Here is a 19,807-nt window from a genome sequence, read left to right as displayed (position 1 = left end):
CCCGGCGACGTGCGGGAACCGATCCTAGTCGCGGTCCGCTCACTGGTACTGCGCCTGCGGCGGCGAAGCCGGCCCCAGCGACGACTCGACCCAGTGGCGGTAGCTGTTCTGCCAGGCGCCGCTGTTGCGGATGTTCTCGAGCACGGCGTTGACGAACTTGACCATGTCCTCGTTGTCCTTCGGCACGCCGATGCCGTAGTTCTCCTGCGTGAACTGGTCGCCGACGACCTGCAGCGTCGGGTCCTGCGCGGCCATCCCGGCGAGGATGGTGTCGTCGGTCGACACCGCGTCGACCTGCCCCTGCTGGAGCATCACCAGGCAGTCCGACCAGTTGTCGACCGAGACCGCCTGCGGCTTGGCCGGGTCCGTCGCGATCTTCGCCAGCGACGTCGACTTCTTCGCCGCGCAGACCTTCTTGCCGCTCAGGTCGGCCAGCTTGGTCGCCTTCGACTCCTTCGTCACCAGCAGCCGCTGCCCGGCGACGTAGTAGACGGACGAGAACTGGACGTCCTTCTTGCGCGCGCAGGTGATGCTGTAGGTGCGGACGACGATGTCGACCTGGTGCTTCGTCAGGACGTCCTGGCGCTGCGACGACGTGATCGCGCGGAACTGGACGCGGCCTTCGGGCGCGCCGAAGATCGAGCGGGCGATCTCGTTGACGAGGTCGATGTCGAAGCCCTCGAGGTTGCCCGAGGTGGGGTTGCGGAAACCGAACAGGTAGGTGGTCTGGTCGACGCCGGCGATGAGCTTGCCGCGTTCCTTGATCTTCGCCATGGTCGAGCCGTCGAAGACCGACGTGCCCTTGTCCGGCTGCAGGCTGGCCAGCGGGTTGCAGCTGGTGTCGCTGCCCCCGCCGGCGGCCGCGTCCGGCCCGCCCACGTGCGCGGGCTGCGGCCAGGCCGCGTTGCCGACCGGGGCCGGGTCGACCGGTTTCCCGGGGCTGCCGCAGGACGCCGCCAGCAACGCGACGACCGCCAGCACACCCGCTCGGATCGTGTTCCCCCGCCTGCTCACCGGTACTCCCTCAGTCGCTCCCGGATTCCCATGGTGACACCCGCCGCGGCGACGACCGCGAGCACGGCCAGGCCGGGGGCCAGCAGCGTCAGCGCGCGGTCGCCGTTGTGGGTGTCGTCGAGGAATTCCTGCCTGCCGACGTCGATGGCGGCCTGGAGGCTGTCGTCGAGCCGCCGGAACGCCGGGGCCGAGCCGTCGGTCTTGTCCTCCAGTACGGCGAAGTCGACGGCTTCCTGGTACTGGCCGGCGTCGTCCTGGGCGCGGACTTCCTTGTGCGCCTTCAGCCAGTCGTTCGCGGCCTTCGTCGCGTCGGCGACCTTCGTCGCTCCTTCGCCGTCCTGGATGAGGCCGCGGGCTTCGCCGAGCAGGCCGCCCTGGCCGTCCGGGCCGACCAGCTGGGCCGCGTTGGTGCCGAAGTCGTTCTCGTACGCGGCGCCGTCGCCGCGCGCGACCAGGGTGAGCGTTTCGTCGGCGCGGGCCTGCAGCGCGGCGATGCGCGCGCGGACCAGCACGTCGACGCGGTGCGAGCCGTCGGCCTGACCGCTGCCGACCAGGCTGCCCTGCACGACCAGCGCGACCGCGCCCCACAACAGCGAGACCACGACGGCGGCCGTCGCGACGACGAGCCCGACGTTGAGCAGCCGGTTGGTGCGCTTGGTCAGGTAGACCTGCGCGGCGATGAGCGCGGCCAGCAACGCGATCACCAGGATCGTGGCGAGCCACGGGAACCCGGTCGCGCTGTCCTGCTCGTCGATCAGGCGCTCGGTGTCGACGCGGTAGAGGTCCTGGGCGGCGGGCAGGATCTTCGCCCGCATCAGCTCGGAGGCTTCACGCAGGTAGGACGCGCCGACCGGGTAGCCGAGGCGGTTGTTCGTGCGGGCCGTCTCGACGAGCCCGGTGTAGGCGGGCAGCGACTGGTTGAGGACGTCGACCGGGGCGGCCGCGTCGGCGACGTCGGCGGCGTCGGAGGCGGCCTTCGCGAGCGCGGCGCCGGCTTCGGCGATGTCGCGCTCGTAGCGCTGGCGGAGCTCCGGCGGTTCGGTGCCGATGGAGAGGAACGCGCTGGCGGCGGTCGCGTCGGCGTCCGAAAGCGAGCGGTAGACCTGCTGCGCCGCGGCGGCGAGGGGCTCGCGGTGCTCGATGACGCCGGTGATGGTGTCGTCGCGGTCCTGCACCGACAGCGTCGCGACCAGCCCGGCGAGCAGCGACAGCAGCACCAGCCCGACGGCGATGACGGTGAGGCGGCCGGGGGTCGTCGCGGCGGACCGGATGATCGCGCGGACGCCCTGTCCCGGCAGGTCCAGGAGTCCCAGCAGGCCGCTGCGGCTGCCTGCGCGGTCACCGCCGTCCGGTGGCGGCGGCGGGGGTCCCGGCGCGGGCGCCGTCGGACCCGGGGCCGTCGCAGTGCTGGTCATCCCCGATTCCTCCCCTGTGATCCGGGTGCTTCGCCCCCAGCCGGGGGCTTCGCCACCCGGAACCCCCCGAAAAGCGCTGTGACCGTTACTCGCAGAAGGTAGCCGGTCCGCCGGGCGCGCGGGTATCGGCACCGCCCGCTGTCATCAGCACGTGATCTCGGCGGTCACCCGCCAGTCACCGCCTTCCGGACCCGACGTCACCGTGCCACCGGCGAGGGCGACGCGCTCCCGCATGCCCGCCAACCCGAAACCTTCACCTGTTCGAGTGATGCCGAGAGTGTTGCGGACGTCCAGCCGGACGGCGTCGGGCGCGTAGCTCAGCCGCACCCGGACGTCCTCGCCCGGCGCGTGCTTGCCCGCGTTCGTCAGCGCTTCCCGCGCGGTGCCGGCGAGCGCGACGACCACCGCGGACGGCAGCGGCCGCGGGTCACCGTCGGCATCGAAAGCGACGCTGACGCCGTGGTCGCGGGCGTGCGCGGCGGCGGCCGCGGCGAGCACGTCGGCGAGCGGTGGGACGTCTCTTCTGAGCGCGGCGACGGCGTCCCGCGCTTCGGCGAGCCCGTCGGCGGCGAGCCGTCGCGACCGCTTGACCGACCGCAGTGCACCGTCCACATCGGACTTTTCTTCGAGCAGCGCCTCGGCGAGTTCGAGCTGGACTCCCAGTGCCCCCAGCGAATGCGCGAGGACGTCGTGGAGTTCGCGGGCGATCCGGGTGCGTTCGTCGAGCGCGGCGGCGCGCGCGTGTTCGGCCTGCGCGAGCCGGGTCTGCTCGAGCAGCGCCTCGGCCTGCGTCGCCTGGATCTCGTACTGGCGGCGGTTGAGCCCGACGAGGACGAGCAGCACCAGCACGGCCGCGTCGGCGACGCTCTGCCCGCCGAGGAGGTGCGACGTCACGGCGAGAGCGAGGTCCAGCAGGCCGATCCCGACGATCACGCCGACGCCGACCGCGGTCAGCGTCGCGAGCCTGCCGAGCGCGATGGCGGACAGCAGGATCGCCGAAGAGTCCGCGGCCCGGCCGACGAGCGCCGCCGGCAGCGCGCTCGCGACGGCGAGCAGTGCGGCGGCCGTCCTCGGCAGCCGCGACGCGAGGACGACGAAGCCGAGCCAGCAGGCGCTCGCGACGCCGTAAGCGGCCCAGATCAGCGGGTCCGGCTCCCGGGCGGTGAGCAGCGTCGCGGCGAAGAAGAGCGTGCCGAGCAGCTGCACCACGAGCCAGCTCGGCGCGATGGTGTCGGGCAGCAGGGGACGTTTCGGCACGCCCCCATCTTTCCCGGGTCAGCCGCGGATCGCCGGGGCCAGGGAGTGCGGGAGCACGGCTTCGGGGCTGGGCGGGCGCTGGACCAGCACCTCGACGTCGTCGGCGAAGCGGTAGGGCTTCGCGCCGAGGATGCCGCCGAAGTGGCGTCGCAGCCGGGACATCTCGGCGCGGACGGTGACCGTGCGGCCGGCGTCGCCGAAGAGGTCGGCCGACAGCTCGGAGGCCGACCGGCCGTCGCGGTGGCTGGCCAGCACGTACAGCATCTCGGCGTGGCGCGGGCTGAGCCGGTGCGTCCAGGTGCCGGCCGCGCCGGCCACGGTCAGCTCGGGCTCGCGCGGCGACCGGACGTCGAGCACGACCCGCGTGGGCGGTGCGGCCTCGTCGTCGGCCGGGCGGATCAGCCAGCCGCCGGGCACCGGCTCGACGACGCAGTTGCCGTACGCGGGCAGCCAGACGCGGCCGGGCTTGAGGCCGGCGGGCAACGCGATCCGGTCGACCGGCGCGAGGCCGGCGGCCGCGGCGACCCAGCCGTGCTCGTCGGCCACCACGGCCGGCCCGCCGACCTTGCCGAGCACCGGGACGGCGAAGCCGCGAAGCCGTTCCAGCTCGGTGAGGTGGGTGGTGCGCAGCTGCGCCTGCGCGAGCCGCGTCACGGCGTCCACCAGCGCCAACGTCGTGGCGTGGACGGTCGAGGCCGGGCCGGAGAGGTCGACGATGCCGAGCAGCTTGCCGTCGCGCGGGTCGTGCAGCGGCGCGGCGGCGCACGTCCAGGAGTGCTGGGCGCGGACGTAGTGCTCGGCGGAGTAGACCTGCACCGGGCGGCGCGCGACCAGCGCGGTGCCGATCGCGTTGGTGCCGACGGACTCTTCCTGCCAGTCGACGCCTTCGACGAACCCGAGCGCGTCGGCGTGGCGGCGGACCGCGGCGCTGCCGTCGCGCCAGAGCACCGTGCCGACCGCGTCGACGATCACCATGATGTGCGCGGCCTGTTCGGCGAGGGTGAGCAGGCCGCCGCGCAGGGTCGGCAGCGCTTCGGCCAGCCCGCTCGCGCGGCGCCGGGTTTCGAGCTGTCCGGCGGTCAGGACGGGCGCGGGGGCGCGGCCGTCCGGGTCGACGCCGAGCCGGCGCATCCGCTGCCAGGACGCGCCGATGACCGCGCGCGGGCGGCTGGGCAGGGCTTTTCCGGCCAGGGCCGCCTCGTGCACCTGCGAGAGGACACGCGCGTGCCGCCGGGGGTCCGCCCCGGCCGGCAACGCTGCCTCGAGGTCTCGCTGACCCAACCGCCACTCCTTGCGCTCTGCCTCCTCAGTCTGCCTTTTCGATCCGGTGATCGGAAGGTGGCGACAATCTCGCCTTTTCGGGCACGGAGCTCCCAGCGCGCCCGGCTCAGCGCCGGTACCCGACGACCGCCTTCGCCGCGTTGAGGACCTTCTGCGCGTCCGGGATGTAGAGGTCCTCGAGCGCGTCGGAGAACGGCACGGGCGTGTGCGGCGGCGTCACCATCTCGATCGGCGCCCGCAGCGAGCCGAACGCCTCCTTCGCGACGAGCGCGGAGATGTCCGTGGCGAGGTTGCACCGCGGCGACGCCTCGTCGACGACGACCAGCCGTCCGGTCTTCTCGACGCTCGTCAGGATCGTCCGGGTGTCGAGCGGGCTGGTCGTGCGCGGGTCGATGACCTCGGCTTCGATCCCGGAGGCTGCGAGCTCCTTCGCCGCCCCTTCGGCCATGGCGACCATGCGGCCGATCGCGACGATGGTGACGTCGCCGCCGCCGCGGACGACGTTCGCCTCGCCGAACGGGATCGTGTAGCTCGCCTCCGGGACGTCGCCGCTGGTGTCGTGGAGCGCCTTGTGCTCGCAGAAGACCACCGGGTCGTCGTCCCGGATCGACTGGACCAGCAGGCCCTTCGCCTCGTACGGGCTCGACGGCACGACGACCTTCAGCCCGGGGATGTGCGTGAAGATCGGGTACAGGCACTGCGAATGCTGCGCGCCGGCCCGCAGTCCGGCGCCGTACACCGTGCGGATGACGACCGGCGTGCGGGCGGCGCCGCCGAACATGTAGCGGAACTTGGCGGCCTGGTTGGAGATCTGGTCGAAGCAGACGCCGGTGAAGTCGATGAACACGAGTTCCGCGACCGGCCGCTGCCCGCGCGTCGCGGCGCCGATCGCCGCGCCCACGAACGCCGACTCGGAGCTCGGCGTGTCGAGCACCCGGCCGGGGAACCTGCGGGCCAGGTCGGCCGTGCCGCCGCGGGCCCCGCCCCAGGCGTCGTCCGCGCCGCCTTGGCCCAGCACGATCACCGACTCGTCCCGGGCCATCTCCTGCGCGAGCGCCTCGTCGATCGCCTCGCGGTAGCTGATCGTGCGCACGAGGGCTCCTTCAGTACGAGACGTAGACGTCGGTTTCGAGGTCTTCCCGGGTGGGTTTCGGTGCGGACCTGGCCGCGGCGACGGCGTCCTCGATGAGCTTCGCGACCGCGGCGTCGATGGCGTCGAGGACCGGTTCGCCCAGCTCACCGCGGTCGGTGACGGCGGCGCGGAACCGCTCGAGGCAGTCGAGGCCCGCGCCGGGGTTCGGCCCGGTGAACCTGACCTCGATCAGCGTCGGGCCGCCGCCCTCACGGGCGCGCTCGACGGCCTCACCCGCGGCTTCGTGGACGGCGAAGAAGTCGAGCCCGTCGACGATCACCCCCGGCACGCCGAACCCGGCGGCCCGGTCGGCGATGTTGTCCGACGCGACGGACCAGGCGCTCGACGTCGCTTCGGCGTAACCGTCGTGCTCCGCGACGAAGATCGCGGGGAGGTTCCAGGCGGACGCGAGGTTCAGCGCCTCCAGCGTCGTCCCCCGGTTGCCGGCGCCGTCGCCGAAGAACGCGACGCCGACGCCGCCGGTGTTCTGCTGTTTCGCCGCGAGCGCGGTGCCGCAGATGAGCTGCGGGCCACCGCCGACGACGCCGTTCGCGCCGAGCAGGCCCTTGGCCAGGTCGGCGATGTGCCTCGAGCCGCCCTTGCCGTGGCAGGACCCGGTCGTGCGGCCGTAGATCTCGGCCATCATGGCGTGGACGTCGACGCCCTTGGCGATGCAGTGGCCGTACCCGCGGTGGGTGCCGGTGACCGCGTCCCGGTCGTCGAGGTGGAGGCAGACCCCGGCGGCCGAGGCCTCGTCACCGGCGCAACCGGGCACGAACCCGGGGATTTCGCCGGTCGCGAACTCCTCGTGCACCCGCTCCTCGAAGGTCCGGATGGTGCGCATCACGCGGTAGGCCTCCCGCAGGGTGTCCGTCATCTTCGACGCTCCTTCCCCGGCTCGGTCTCCGCGCGCAACAACCCTTTCCGCGCCGCTTCCGCCATCGCCGCCCGGACGTCGACGCACCACGGCCCGTCCGGCTTGAGCTCGACGAACGCGCTCTCGCCGTTCTTCAGTTCGAGTTCACGCTCGCCGTCGAGCGCGATGACACCGCCGGCCGCGGCCAGCTCCACGCGCACGCCGGGCCGCAAGACGCCCCACCCGCGCACCCCGACGGGCCGCACGAGCCCGGGCGCGATCGGCGCCTGCACGACGTATGGCGTCTCCCCGACCGGCCCGAGCTGGAGCGCGACGCCGTCCGGGCTGGACCGCGGACTCGGACAGAGCTGCCCGGCAACGCTCGAGAGGCCGATGCCGTCCGGCTCGGCGAAGGTGCAGTACAGCTCGGTGAGCGTCGACGGGTCCCACAGCGCCCGCGCTCCGATGTGCTTGCTCAGCGACACGCAGACGTCGACGAGCGCGATCTCGCGCCGTGCCTTCGTGACGACCTCCAGCACGCTGACCCGGTGCGTGACGAGGTCGGGATCGATCTGCCCGGTCGCGATCAGCCCGGCGGCCAGGCCGGCGACGGTCGCTTCCCGCATCTGCGGGAACGCGTTGTTGGTCCCGGTCGAGAGCGCGAGGATCGGCACGTCTTCGCAGGCCGCGGCGGCTACCCGGGCGGTCCCGTCCCCGCCGAGGACGACGATGACCCCGGCCCCGGCTTCGACCATCCGCCGCACGGCGTTGGTCGTGTCGGCCGCGGTGCCGGTGAGCGGGTCGTCTTCGCAAAAGTCGACCTCGGGCCAGGCCCCGTTCCGGGTCCCGCCCCTGTTCCCGCCCCGGCCGAGCGCCCGCAGGACCGCGGCGGAGATCCCGCCGAGATCGGTCGAGACGAGGGCGCGGTCGAGCCCGGTCGCGGCGAACGCCGCCAGCAGCCGCTGGACCATGTTCGCCTTCTCCGCGGTGGGGAACACCGAAGCTTGCGCGACCAGCCGGCGGATGTCCCGCCCCGAAGCCGGATTCGCGACGATCCCCGCCACCGTTTCGCCCACCTGACCTCCAGACACTTCACCGGAGAACAGCAGACTCCGCGGATGGCGCGGAAGGAAGGGTTGCAGGGCGTTGCAGTGCCGAGCGGTGGCCTGGAGGCGTCGAACGACACCCGGGCGCCTCGATGATCTCCAGTGGACAGTCCACCCTGGAGAAATCCCACCGTGCGCGGGGCGCTACCCGACGAGGCTGACGACGCCCTGGTAGGTGTAGCCGGCCTCTTCGACCGCACCCCGGACGTCGGCTTCGGCCAGCGCGGCTTCAGCGCGCACGATGACGCGGCCGCTGGAGACGTCTACGTCCACTTCGGTCACTCCGGGCAGGCCGGTGAGTTCTTCGGTGACCGACTGCGCGCAGTGGCCGCAGCTCATGCCGGAGACGGTGTAGCCGTGCTCGATCATGGTGCGCAGCTTACGAAAAGGGCCGCCACCCCGAACGGGTGACGGCCCTTCCCCAAGATCAAAGTCAGATCACGGTGACCGACGTGGCCTGCGGGCCCTTCTGGCCCTGGCCGATCTCGAACTCGACGCGAGCGTTCTCTTCCAGGCTCTTGAAGCCGTTACCCTGGATCTCGCTGTAGTGAACGAAGACGTCGCCGCCACCGTTGTCGGGGGTGATGAAGCCGAACCCCTTCTCGGAGTTGAACCACTTCACAGTGCCCTGAGTCATCAAAAATCTCCATGTGTAACACCAAAAAACAGGAAGCCACTTCGGCGCCCCGGGTCATCACCCGGACGGTTTGCTTCCTCGGCGAGGAGACACTACGCCCGCTGAGTTCTGCGAGCGTGACTCAACACGAACACAAAAATCGAGACCTTCAGCAGTAAAGCACACCTCGACGTGGGCGGACAAGCTGTCTTCACCCGGGAGAGGTGAGCTATTCGCCACTCGCCGGGCGCAGCCCCTCCGTGGTGAACGGCGAACGCCAGGCCGTGTCGTGCTCACCCGCGACCACGGCGTCGTCGTGGGCCTCGGCGGAGGCGCTGAACAGCACCGGTACGACGCCGGAGGACTTCCGCGCTGCTTCGGATGCGTGCTGGTGATCGGTCACGTCGAAACTCCCCTCGTTCCCTGCCCGCTTCGGCGCGGGTCATGACCGTGATGGTGCCGTGCGGCACCGACAGAAACCGGTTGTCTCCCGCCGGGACCCGGCCGGGAAGGTTCAGCGGCGAACCACCACCGGAACACCGTCAGGCTACCTGAGCCTTCGTCGTGCTACCACACAACTTTCCCGGCGTTTCCCGTAATGAAACCGAGTGAAACCGTTACTGGGCGGGAGGTTGCGGACGAGCCTGCCCCAGCAACGACGAAAGCCGCACGTCCGGAGTCACCACATCGGGGTCCGTCCGCACGTCGATGACGCACGGCCGCTGCCGCACCAGCGCACTGGCGATGATCGGTTCGAGCTCTTCCCGATCGTCCACGGTGTACCCCGCCGCGCCCAGTCCACGCGCCCAAGAGGCGAAGTCGGTCAGCGGGATCGACACCCCGGACAGCCGCCCGTGCATCCGCGCCTGGTGCATGGCGAGCGCGCCGTGAACGCCGTTCTGGAAGACGACGACCATCACCGGCGCCCGGTACCGCACGGCGGTTTCGATCTCCTGCCCGGTCATCAGCGTCCCGGCGTCCCCCACCATGGCCACGACGGTCCGCCGCGGCTCGGTGAGCTTCGCCGCCACGGCGGCCGGCACGGCGTAGCCCATCGCGGCGTTGCTCGGCCCGAGCTGGCTGCGCGGCGCGGTGAAGCACCAGTAGCGGTGCATGAACTGCGCGAAGTTGCCGGCATCGCTGGTCACGATGGTGTCCTCGGGCGCCAGCTTCCGCAACGCCCGGACGACGTCCACCGGGTGCACCCGTGTGTTCCCGCTGGTGTCGGGCGGGGTCATGAACGTGTGCACGGCCGCGTTCGCCGCCGAAGCCCGCCGCGTCCGCGGCGACGCCACCGCCCGCAGCTCCCGCAGGAACGGCTCGACCTCCGAGTCGACGCGGAACGTGAGCCCCCGCCGCTTCGGGCTGACATCGATGCCGGTCCCGACCATGACCAGCGTCTGCTGCGGCGTCGGGTAGCGGTACGCCTGCGTGGTCACCTCGTCGAGCTGGGTGCCGAGCGCGACCACGAGGTCGGCCCGCTCGAGCGCGTCCAGCTGCCGGGCCGGGATGCCGAGCCCGAGGTGCCCGGCGTAGCGGGCGTGGTTTTCGGGGAAGGCGTCCTGCCGCCGGAAGGCGTTGTAGACGGGCAGCGCGAGCTCGTCGGCCACGGCGATCAGCTCGTCCCGCGCCGACCGCGCCCGCCCGCCGACGATGACGACGGGGTACTTGGCCTCGTCCACCAGTTGCGCGACGGCATCCGCCGAACGGCCCAGCGTCCCGGACGCCGGCGGCCGCACCCGCGCCATCGGCTTCGCCGCGTCGTAGGGCATCCCCCAGACGTCACAGGGCACACCGAGCACGACCGGCCCCGGCCGTCCCTCCTGCGACGTCGTCAGCGCGTGCGCGAGCAGGCTGGGCAGGCTGTCCGGGTCGGTCACCCGCAACGTCGACTTGGCGATCGATTCGAACATCGCCGTCAGGTCGGAAGTCGGGAGTTCCCCGGACGACGACGGCACCGGTTCGGTCGACGGCGTCTCCAGCAGCACGACCATCGGGGTCTCGTCCTGGTACGCCGTTTGGACGCCGATCGCCAGGCTCGCCGCACTCGGCCCCCGGCTGGCGAGCAGCACGGCGGGACGCTCGGTGAGCTTGCCTTCGGCCTCCGCCATGAACGCCGCACCCGCGTCGTGGCGGGCCGAGACCAGCGTGATCTCCCGCTCGCGTTGCAGCGCGTCGAGCAGTTCCAGAAAGGACTCACCGACCACCGCGTAAACGCGGCGGACACGCGCCTCGGTCAGGATCCGCACGGCCGTCTGGGCGACGGTCGCTCCCAGTTGGTATCTAATGAGGAGAGCTTAGGCGGGCACCGTTCAGTGCAGTCAAGTGATCTTCGCCGAAACCCGGCAAGGATAGGCCGAATGTCCGCTTTGACCGACTGTCAGCCGATCAAGGGAGCGAGGACCGCAGTCTTGGCCGCAACCGAACATGAAACCGTTTTTACCTATGGCGCACCGGCGTTGAAGTACGGAACCGGCGCCAGCGACGAGATCGGCTACGACCTGACGCAGTACGGCGCCCACCGCGTGCTCGTCCTGACCGACCCGCAAGTCGCCGCGACCGGCTGGCCCCGCCGCATCGCCGACGGCATCGCCGGCTACGGCATCGAGACCGAGATCTTCGACGGCGTACACGTCGAGCCCACCGATGTCAGCATGCAGAAGGCGGTTGACTTCGCCCGCGGAACCGGCCCGTACGACGCCTTCGTCGCCGTAGGTGGCGGATCCGCGATCGACACCGCCAAAGCGGCGAACCTGCTCACCAGCAACGACGGCGACCTGATGGACTACGTCAACGCCCCCGTCGGCGGCGGCCGCGCACCGGAACGCCCGCTGAAGCCCCTGGTCGCGGTACCGACCACGACCGGCACAGGCTCCGAGAGCACCACGGTCTGCGTCCTCGACGTGCTGTCCCTGCGCGTCAAGAGCGGGATCAGCCACCTGCGGCTGCGCCCCACCCTCGCCGTCGTCGACCCGCGCCTGACGGTCAGCCAGCCCGCGGGAGTGACCGCCGCCAGCGGCATGGACATCCTCTGCCACGCCGCGGAGAGCTACACCGCGAAGCCGTACACCGAGTTCGAGCGCAAGCGCCCGGAACAGCGGGTGCCGTACTGCGGGGCGAACCCGCTGGCCGACATGTTCGCCGAGCAGTCCCTCCGGCTGCTGTCCTGGGCCCTCCCGGCTGCGGTCCGCGACGGTTCCGACCTCAAGGCCCGCGAAGCCATGGCCCTGGCCGCAACATTCGCCGGACTCGGCTTCGGCAACGCCGGCGTGCACATCCCCCACGCCAACGCGTACCCGATCGCCGGCCAGGTCAGGAACTTCCACCCGGACGGCTATCCAGGCGAAGAACCCATGGTGCCCCACGGCATGGCCGTGTCCCTGACAGCGCCCGCGGCGTTCCGCTTCACCTTCGACGCGGCCCCGGACCGCCACCTGCGCGTCGCGCGTCTGCTGGCACCCGACTTCGAGTGGCCCGGCGACTTCGCCGACCACCTGCCCGCGGTGCTGATCGACCTGATGCGCCAGATCGGCATCCCGGACGGCATCGGCGCGGTCGGCTACGAGGAGTCCGATGTGGACTCGCTGGTAGAGGGAACGCTGAAGCAGCAACGGCTGCTGGCCACCGCACCCCGCGAGGCCTCCGCGGAAGACCTGTCGAACATCCTGCGAGAGTCGGTGTCCCTGTGGTGAACGGGTACCCCCACTGGCAGACGGTTCCGCTGCGCTGGAAGGACAACGACGTCTACGGACACGTCAACAACGTCGTCCACTACTCCCTGATGGACACCGTGATCAACACCTGGCTGATCGAGCAGGGCGGCCTCGACATCGAGACCGGGGAGGTGATCGGCCTGTGCGTCGAGTCGCACTGCGGCTATCACTCATCGGTTTCCTTTCCTGGTTCGCTACGGGTGGGTTTGCGGGTGGCGCACCTCGGGAAGTCCAGCGTCCGCTACGAGATCGGCATGTACGCCGCCGACGAGACCCTGGTCGCGGAAGGCCATTTCGTGCACGTCTTCGTGGACCGCGAGTCGCGCCGGCCGACACCGCTCGCGGGCAAGCTGCGTGAGGCGCTGGAAGCACTGCAACCCGGCTGACACGCACCGCACGCTGGCCACTCCTCTCTCTGCCGGTTCTCTGTCGGTGCCGCTCCGGGCTGTGTTCTCTTGGCATTTCCGATCATGCCCGACGGCACCGACAGAACCGGCGAATCAGCCCGAGTTGTCCACAGGCAGCTCGAGCATCGGCGAGTTGTCCACAGATTTCCCACAGGGGCTTGCCCAGCCTCCCGACGGCGATAATCTGAGAAAGCACATGAGATCAGTCCACAGTGGACAAGCCCTCAGTTGACACGTGCGGCTCGCGACACGGATGGCGACCTAGGCGTCGATCCGGTGGCACCGGGAATCGTGTCCGGCTGACGGCCCACGGTGGCCGCGGAACCGCCGCCGGCAGGCGCCCCGCCGGCGGGAGCGGATCCACCGTCCACGATGGGACTCAGTGTGGTGTGACCGTTGCCGGTAGGCGCCCCGCCAACGGTCACACCACCGCCCCCAGGCGAACCGGTCGAGGCATCCACCGGTTCACCACCTGCACCAGCAGGCGGGCGGGCACCGGTGGCCGCATGGTCGGGCACCGGTGTCGTCCAGGCCTGCATGAGCTCCGCATACCTGGCCGACCTGGCCACCAGCTCGGCGTGGCTGCCCACCGCGGTTTCGCGCCCGTCCACGACGAGCACACGATCCGCGCGCAGAGCCGAAGAAAGCCGGTGCGCGATCACCACCAGAACACCACCCCGCGCGGCGAAGGCCCGCTCCGCGCGCGCTTCCGCCACCGGGTCGAGATGGGAGGTCGCTTCATCGAGGATCACCAACTGCGCCGCACTGGCGTACACCCTGGCCAACGCGAGCAGCTGCGCTTCGCCCGCGGAGACGCCTTCGCCGCCGTGACCGATCTCGGCGTCGAGGCCGCCCAAGCGCCGCAGTAGCGCGCCCGCGCCCACCGCGTCCGCGGCGGACGACAGCTCGTCGTCCGAAGCCGACGGGGCGAACAGGCTCACGTTGTCCCGCACCGTTCCCGCGAAGACGTACGCCTCCTGCGGGATCAGCGCCACGAGTTCGTGCCGCACAGCCGCGAGCACGTCCCGGATCGGCACGCCGCCCAGCAGCACCCGGCCTTCCTGCGGCGCGAGCATCCCGGTGAGCAAGCCGGCCAATGTCGACTTGCCGATGCCGCTCGGCCCGACGACGGCGAGGTGCTCCCCCGGCCGCAGCCCCAGGTCCAGGTCACGGACCACGGGTTCGGCCGACGCACCCCAGCTGAACGTCAGGACGCGCACCTGGACGTCGGTTCCGCGCGGGGTCGCCGTGCCGTCGACGACGTCGGGCAATTCGGCAGTCTCCGCCAACCGGCGAAGGGCCACGAGCAGGCGCAGGACTACGGTGCCGGCCGTGGCTGCCAGGCCGCGCAGGGCCGGTTGCATCGTCGTGGCCAGGTAGACGAGCGCGCCCAAAGCCGCGCCCGCGGTCAGCTCGCCGCTGACGACCAGGCCCGGGGCCAGGGCGAGCGCGAGGAGCAGCGGAACAAAGCCGCCGAGCGAGATCACCAGAGCTCGGAGGGCGCTCGAGCGCGCCACGCGGATTGCGGCTCGGGCTTGGGCGTCGACCGCGTCGTACATCGCCAGCGCGGCGATCGGCTGCGCGCCGCAAGCCACGATGTCGCGCATGCCGGACAGCGAGGCGCCGGCCGTTGCTGCCGTGTGCTCGTCGGCCAGTGCCAACGCGCGCTGGCGGCGAGCCAGCGATGGCAGGAGGCAGGCGAAGACGACCAGCGCGCACACCGCCGGGACCGCGACCGGCAGCACGAGCGCCCCGGCGACGGTCGCGAGGCCGGCGAGGGCGGACGCCGTCGTCACCAGCATGCCGCGGGCCTGGACGAGCAGGCCGGCAGTTGCGTCGCGGACGACCTCGACGTGTTGGGTGATCCGCGCGACGCCGCTGGAGTCAGGTCGGTTGCGCGGTGGGGAATCGTCGTGCAGAACGCCGCGGACGACCGCCGTCACGAGAGCGTCGCGGAGGGGTTCGATGACCGTGCCGAGCTGGTGCCAGACCATCCGGGCGCCGAACGCGCCGAGCACGGCGGCCACGCCGAACAACGCCAGCCAGCCGAGGCCGGCCGCTGGGGACCCGGCTGCGAAACCGCGGTCCACGGACAGCTCGACCAGCCGGCCCGAAAAGAACGCCGGGATGCCTTCCAGCAGCGAACACACCAGCAGCACCACACCGCCGCGCCATTGCGCGGCGAGGGCGGACCAGTACAACCGGCGCAGGCTCACTCGTCGTCCTCCGTGAAGACGCCGCGATAACCCGGCTCTCGCCACAGGGCGGCGTGCGGGGCGACCGCGCGGATGCGGCCCTCCTCCAGCCAGACCACCAGGTCGGCGCGGGCAGCTGTGCCGGCTCGATGGGTCACGACGACGCGCGTGCGTCCCGGCAGCGCGTCGGCCAAGGCGCGCTCGACCGCTGCCTCCGTGACCGTGTCGAGGCTGGCGGTGGCGTCGTCGAAGATCAGGACGCGCGGGTGGTGGACGATCGCCCGCGCGAGCCCGAGCCGCTGGGCCTCGCCGCCGGACAGGGGTGTCTCGGTCAGGGGTGTCCGGTAGCCCTCGGGGAGCCGGACGACCACCTCTTCGACCTGCGCTGTCCGGCAGGCGCTGCGGATCGCGGACTCGCCGGCCCACGAGCCGTAGCCGACCGCGTCCGCGACCGTCGTGCCGAGCAGGGTGGGGCGTTCGAAGGCGTAGCCGATGACGGCGCGCAGCTCCTCCGGGCGGATGCGCTCGAGCGGGCGGCCGTCGAGGACGACTTGGCCCTCGTCCGGCGTGATCAGGCCGCCGAGCACCTCGGCCAGCACCGACTTGCCCGAGCCCGAGCGGCCGACGACCGCGAGGTACGTGCCGCCGTCGATGTGCAGGTCGATCTCCGCCAGGGCGCCCGTGACCCCGACGTGGCGGAGCTGCACCGTGCCGTCGCCGGGGAGGAGGGGGAGCTTGCCGGGTGCGGGTTCGGGCTCCTCGAGGACCTCGACGAGCCGTTCGGCGCAGCCGCGCGCCCGGGACAGCATCGTGAGCAGGGGGATCTGGGTGACCAGGCCGAGGGCTAGGGCGACGTAGCCGAGCGTGGCCACGACGTCGCCGACGCTCAACCGGCCTTCCAGCACCCCGAAGCCGGCGGCGGCCAGCACCGAAAGCTCGACCGCCGGGGTCAGCAGGCCGGCGCGCCAGACCATCCGGGCCTGGGTGCGCCACAGGCCCTGGCCGGCGAGCGTCAGCTTCGGCAGCGGGCGCAGGACTCGCGAGGCCTCACGATCGGCCGTGCCGGACGCGGCGATCGTTCTGAGGCCGGCGACCGCGTCGACCATCCGGGCCGCGAGCTCGCCGGAAACCTGCTGGTACGTCAAGACGTCGTCGGCCGTGCGGCGGAGGTGGCTGCGGGCGAGCACCAGCGCGAACGGGATGCTGCCGAGGAAGACCAGCGCCAGCCGCCAGTCCAGCAGGGCGAGCAGAACGACGGCGCCCGACGAGATGACCAGCATCGAGCCGCACTGGACGACGATCGTGACGATGCCGCCCGCTCCCGTGCAATCTCCCGTGAGGCGGCTGATCGCGTCGCCCTCCGCGAAGCGGGTTCGGGCGCCCAGTGCGAACAGCTTGTCGGAGAGGGTGCGGCGCAGCCAGGCGGAGGCCGTCGCGGTCAGGCGGGTCGTCAGGATTCCGCCTACGACGTCGGCGGCGATCTCCGCTCCGCCGACCACCAACAGCCAGAAGACCTCGGGGCCGGAAGGGCGGCCGGCGAGCACGGCGTCCACCGCCGCCGCGAGTGCGCCGGGCAAAAGCAGGCCCGCCGCGGTCGCGACCAGCGCGGTGACCACGACGGCCGCCAGGCGGAGGCGGTCGAGGCCGGCCACCTTGAGCAGCAGCCGATCGGCGGGGCCGCGCATCTCACTCCTTCGGACAGGTACCGCCGTGGCGGAACCGGAGCCACAATGAACGTGCGGGAGCGGCGCACTTGGCCTGTGCCGCTCCCGCACCGTTCACCTCGGCACTACTCGCCGGCGAACCGCCCGATCAGCAGGAGATCAGCCGAGATCAGTAGCAGGTCAGCAGGCTGAGCGTGCTGTGGGCGCACGCCGCGAGCAGGCTCAGGTTCGACGTGCCGCCGCCGTGACCGCCGTGGCCGCCGTCGAGCACCTCGGGGGTCTCCATGGCCTGCAGCTCCAGAACGAGTTCCATCGATGTTCCTTCCTTCGGGTTTCCTTCGGGGTCCGCCGGTCAGCGACCGGAGGTCTGGGGGGACGGCGTGCCGCCCAGGAGGGGCAGCACCTCCTTGCCGTCCAGGAGGGCGGCGAGCGCGAGGAGGATTCCCGCGCCGCCGGTCTTGACGTCCATCGACAGGCGCAGCAGCTGGTTGCCGGGGAACGCGAGGCCGCCCTTGAACGGGACCGCGTACCAGGCCAGGCGCGCCAGGTGCAGGTCGATCGCCGCGCGGATCGACGGCGACGGGTCCGGGTCCATGCCCAGCGCGACCGCCAGCCCGCACCGGCCGTAGAGCAGGCCCGGGTGGATGACGAACTCGCCGCGGCACGATTCGCGCAGGGCGGGGAGGCTCTCGCAGGCTTCGGCGTCCGGGCGGTGCCGGGCCAGCTGCTCGGCGACCAGGAGGATGCCGGCGCTGCCGATGCCCGCGTACGGCAGTGTGCGGGCCGCGCCGTCGCGGACCTGCAGTGAGCCGTCGTCGGTCTCGACGCACTCCTCGAGGTCGCGCGTCAGCGCCTGGTCGGCGAAGGACAGCCAGGCCGGCTCGCCGGTGCGCTCGAAGAGGCGGATGAACAGCAGCGCGGGCCCGGACCAGCCGGACAGCAGGCCCGCGCGGGCGAAGTTCCCCGGCGCCGCCGCCGTCTCCAGCGCCTCGGCCAGCCGGACGGCCGTGGTCAGCGCCTGGCGGCCGAACTCGTTGTCCTGGCGGACCGCCGCGAAGTGCAGCATCGCGAGCCCGATGCCGGCGAGGCCGCTTTCGAGGGCGTGGTCGGTCGTCTGCTCGACCAGCCGCGCGGACGACGCCAGCAGCCTCGTGGCCTCCTCGCGGTGGCCGAAGTTCTCCAGCACGTACGCGATGCCGTAGCTGCCGTCGTAGAAGCCGGGCCGGGTCGGCGGGTCGCGGCGGACCGCATCGATCAGCCAGCGCTCGTGCTCCGGGAACCGGCCGGCGCCGATGACGTCGAGGGCGTGCAGGACGCCCGCGGCGCCGACGCCGAAGCAGGCGCCGCCGACGCGGAACTGCTCGATGTCGCCGGGGAAGAGCCGGTCCTTGCGGGCCGGGGTCGCGCTGGCCAGGATCGCCTCGGCGATCTGCTTGCGGACCAGCGGCCAGTCCGGTTTCCGCTGGTCGAGCTCGGTGTGGACCGGCGACGGCGCCGCGGGGGCGGTGCGCGGGGCCAGCACCGCGACCGCGGCGTCGGCGTACCCCTCGGCGAGGCCGAACCGGCGTTCGACGAACTCCGCGATCCCGGGCAGCTTCGGCGGGGCGAGTTCCGTCAGCTGGGAGAGCGGCAGGAACAGCCACAGCCGCAACGCGGCGATCGCGTGCTCGTCGATCTCGAAGCCGGTGCGGTCGGCCGGGGCGCGGAAGCCGGGTGCGCCCAGTGCCGGGCGGTCGCCGGACTCGACGTCGAAGGCCAGTTCGAAGTCGATCAGGGAGATCCGGCCGTCGTCGTCGACCAGGATGTTCAGCGGGTGCAGGTCGCCGAAGACGACGCCGCGGGCGTGGATGGCCTCGATCGCCCTCTCGACGCCGTCAACGATGTCGAGCGCGCGCCGGGCGTAGTCGGCGAGGTCGGCGTCGGTGATGTCTCGCCTGGTCAGCGGGTAGTTGCGAGCGAGCCAGTTGCCCAGCGAGGTGCCCGGCATGTACTCCATGGCCAGGTAGTGGTGCTCCCAGACGGTGAACCGCTCGACGGCCCGCGGCACCCCGGGCACGCCGGCCAGCCGGTCGAGGACGTCGTGCTCGCGGCGGAGGCGTTCGACGGCGTCGGTCCCCGCCTTGTCGAGGCCGGCGTGCGGGCGGGCTTCCTTGAGGACGACCTGCTCGCCGCCCGCCTTGGGCTCGGCGAGGTAGACGCCGCCGCCGTTCGAGAAGTGCAGGGACCTCGACACCCGGTAGTGGAATTGAGCCGGGTCGCCGGCCTTGCGCGCGGCGACACTGCTCCGCAAACACGCCGGAATTTTCACCCAATCGGGGACGGAGAACGTCGGCTCCCGCTTGTCGGGAACGAGGCGGCCGTCCGGCTTGCGGATCGCCAGGACGCGGTTGCCGTCGTGTTCGACCCACTGTTCGGCGAATCCGCCGTAACGCACGTAGAGCGGCCCGTCGCCGTATCGCAGGTCGCTCAGGACATAGGCACCGTGCTCGCCCTCGAGCCGGGCCGAGAGGTCTTCGAGAACCCGTTCGAGCTGCCTGTCGTCCGCCGGGTAAATCGTCACCAGCTTGGCGCTGCCGTCCCGCGGCGCGTATTTCGAATTTCGGGCGAGCAGGGTCAGCATCGAGCGGAGGTGCTTGTACGAGACGCGGTGCTCGAGGCAGTACTCGTGCACCTGCTCGAGGACCCGGCGAGCGTTGTCCAGACCCGCGGAGACGTGGATTTTCCAGCCCTGAGCGGGAAGAACCTGCCCCCGGGGGTGCAGCGCGCGCCAGACGCCGCGCTCGGCGCTCACCCAGCCGGCCGGCGCCGGCAGCGCCGAAGCGAAATCGTCGACCGGCGCGCCGATTTCCGGTTGTTCGTCGTAGAACAACGGGTCGGCGAAGCAATAAGCTTCGTAACGCAGGTCCATCCGGGATACCCCTCCGTGCGATCCCCCGGGGCGCCGCGGCCCCGGGACGAGGAATATTCCCCCATGCCGAACAGCCCTGGGCCAATCCGCCAACACGGGGGTTCAACTGGGCTATCCGAGGTAGGCAAAAAGGTCGCCTACCAGCCGGTATCGGAACTGAGGGTGATTTTTACGAGGCAACCCACCACTCCGTAGTGGTGTAACACGAAGCTTTTTACGACATTCACCCAGGTCCACCTCAGT

General features: G+C 71.6%; 17 protein-coding genes. 2 read left to right on the top strand and 15 right to left on the bottom strand.

All coding sequences use genetic code 11. The features are described 5' to 3' along the window. Positions 1 to 39 precede the first annotated feature (39 nt). The 11 genes from ACLJQM_RS01080 to ACLJQM_RS01030 all read right to left on the bottom strand — a co-directional run bounded on the left by ACLJQM_RS01080 (position 40) and on the right by ACLJQM_RS01030 (position 10,953). The gene (locus tag ACLJQM_RS01080; protein WP_247015593.1) at positions 40 to 1,014 is read right to left on the bottom strand and encodes a glutamate ABC transporter substrate-binding protein; all 975 of its coding nucleotides are present in this window, start codon (positions 1,012 to 1,014) and stop codon (positions 40 to 42) included. Then, the gene (locus ACLJQM_RS01075) at positions 1,011 to 2,429 is read right to left on the bottom strand and encodes a hypothetical protein (RefSeq protein ID WP_410629730.1); all 1,419 of its coding nucleotides are present in this window, start codon (positions 2,427 to 2,429) and stop codon (positions 1,011 to 1,013) included. The genes ACLJQM_RS01080 and ACLJQM_RS01075 overlap by 4 nt, the downstream gene beginning before the upstream one ends. Before the next feature lie 144 nt (positions 2,430 to 2,573). Continuing rightward, positions 2,574 to 3,686, bottom strand: coding sequence for a sensor histidine kinase (locus ACLJQM_RS01070; RefSeq protein WP_410629728.1), 1,113 nt, complete (start codon positions 3,684 to 3,686; stop codon positions 2,574 to 2,576). An 18-nt stretch (positions 3,687 to 3,704) separates the two neighbouring features. Next, positions 3,705 to 4,967: a GAF domain-containing protein gene (locus ACLJQM_RS01065; RefSeq protein WP_410629726.1), complete on the bottom strand. Its 1,263-nt coding sequence runs from the start codon at positions 4,965 to 4,967 to the stop codon at positions 3,705 to 3,707. 106 nt (positions 4,968 to 5,073) lie between these two features. Next, positions 5,074 to 6,060: an alpha-ketoacid dehydrogenase subunit beta gene (locus tag ACLJQM_RS01060; protein WP_410629724.1), complete on the bottom strand. Its 987-nt coding sequence runs from the start codon at positions 6,058 to 6,060 to the stop codon at positions 5,074 to 5,076. A 10-nt stretch (positions 6,061 to 6,070) separates the two neighbouring features. Continuing rightward, positions 6,071 to 6,976 carry a thiamine pyrophosphate-dependent dehydrogenase E1 component subunit alpha gene (locus ACLJQM_RS01055; protein ID WP_410629722.1) on the bottom strand — a complete coding sequence of 302 codons (906 nt, stop codon included), beginning with the start codon at positions 6,974 to 6,976 and terminating at the stop codon, positions 6,071 to 6,073. After that, positions 6,973 to 8,031 carry an ATP-NAD kinase family protein gene (locus tag ACLJQM_RS01050; RefSeq protein WP_410629720.1) on the bottom strand — a complete coding sequence of 353 codons (1,059 nt, stop codon included), beginning with the start codon at positions 8,029 to 8,031 and terminating at the stop codon, positions 6,973 to 6,975. Before ACLJQM_RS01050 ends, ACLJQM_RS01055 begins: the two co-directional genes overlap by 4 nt. Before the next feature lie 174 nt (positions 8,032 to 8,205). After that, on the bottom strand, positions 8,206 to 8,430 hold the full coding sequence (locus tag ACLJQM_RS01045; protein ID WP_410629718.1) for a heavy-metal-associated domain-containing protein: 225 nt from the start codon (positions 8,428 to 8,430) through the stop codon (positions 8,206 to 8,208). Between the two features lie 64 nt (positions 8,431 to 8,494). Beyond that, positions 8,495 to 8,698 (bottom strand): cold-shock protein, encoded by a 204-nt coding sequence (locus ACLJQM_RS01040; RefSeq protein WP_013222289.1) that lies wholly within the window; start codon positions 8,696 to 8,698, stop codon positions 8,495 to 8,497. 208 nt (positions 8,699 to 8,906) lie between these two features. Next, the gene (locus ACLJQM_RS01035) at positions 8,907 to 9,080 is read right to left on the bottom strand and encodes a hypothetical protein (protein WP_285987810.1); all 174 of its coding nucleotides are present in this window, start codon (positions 9,078 to 9,080) and stop codon (positions 8,907 to 8,909) included. Between the two features lie 214 nt (positions 9,081 to 9,294). Beyond that, the gene (locus tag ACLJQM_RS01030; RefSeq protein WP_281506342.1) at positions 9,295 to 10,953 is read right to left on the bottom strand and encodes a thiamine pyrophosphate-binding protein; all 1,659 of its coding nucleotides are present in this window, start codon (positions 10,951 to 10,953) and stop codon (positions 9,295 to 9,297) included. Positions 10,954 to 11,088: 135 nt separating this feature from the next. Here ACLJQM_RS01030 and ACLJQM_RS01025 point away from each other — a divergent pair, with 135 nt between their 5' ends. Both ACLJQM_RS01025 and ACLJQM_RS01020 read left to right on the top strand, forming a co-directional pair. Continuing rightward, complete coding sequence (locus tag ACLJQM_RS01025; RefSeq protein ID WP_410629715.1) at positions 11,089 to 12,369, top strand: hydroxyacid-oxoacid transhydrogenase; 1,281 nt, start codon at positions 11,089 to 11,091, stop codon at positions 12,367 to 12,369. Further along, positions 12,363 to 12,776 (top strand): acyl-CoA thioesterase, encoded by a 414-nt coding sequence (locus tag ACLJQM_RS01020; protein WP_410629713.1) that lies wholly within the window; start codon positions 12,363 to 12,365, stop codon positions 12,774 to 12,776. The genes ACLJQM_RS01025 and ACLJQM_RS01020 overlap by 7 nt, the downstream gene beginning before the upstream one ends. Positions 12,777 to 13,021: 245 nt before the next feature. Here ACLJQM_RS01020 and ACLJQM_RS01015 read toward each other — a convergent pair whose 3' ends face one another. The 4 genes from ACLJQM_RS01015 to lanKC form a co-directional block, all read right to left on the bottom strand. Then, the gene (locus ACLJQM_RS01015) at positions 13,022 to 15,013 is read right to left on the bottom strand and encodes an ABC transporter ATP-binding protein (RefSeq protein ID WP_410629711.1); all 1,992 of its coding nucleotides are present in this window, start codon (positions 15,011 to 15,013) and stop codon (positions 13,022 to 13,024) included. Next, entirely contained in the window at positions 15,010 to 16,677 is a 1,668-nt protein-coding gene (locus ACLJQM_RS01010; protein WP_410629709.1) for an ABC transporter ATP-binding protein, read from the bottom strand. Before ACLJQM_RS01010 ends, ACLJQM_RS01015 begins: the two co-directional genes overlap by 4 nt. A gap of 148 nt (positions 16,678 to 16,825) precedes the next feature. Continuing rightward, positions 16,826 to 16,969, bottom strand: coding sequence for a SapB/AmfS family lanthipeptide (locus tag ACLJQM_RS01005; RefSeq protein ID WP_360767672.1), 144 nt, complete (start codon positions 16,967 to 16,969; stop codon positions 16,826 to 16,828). A gap of 39 nt (positions 16,970 to 17,008) precedes the next feature. Then, entirely contained in the window at positions 17,009 to 19,564 is a 2,556-nt protein-coding gene (lanKC, locus tag ACLJQM_RS01000; protein ID WP_410629707.1) for a class III lanthionine synthetase LanKC, read from the bottom strand. Positions 19,565 to 19,807 lie beyond the last annotated feature (243 nt).

The sequence above is a fragment of the Amycolatopsis sp. cmx-4-83 genome, assembly GCF_046548815.1.
Classification (GTDB): Bacteria; Actinomycetota; Actinomycetes; order Mycobacteriales; family Pseudonocardiaceae; genus Amycolatopsis; species Amycolatopsis pretoriensis_A.
The sequence above is the reverse complement of the archived record's forward strand: the minus strand, read 5'-3'. Positions and strand labels throughout refer to the sequence as shown.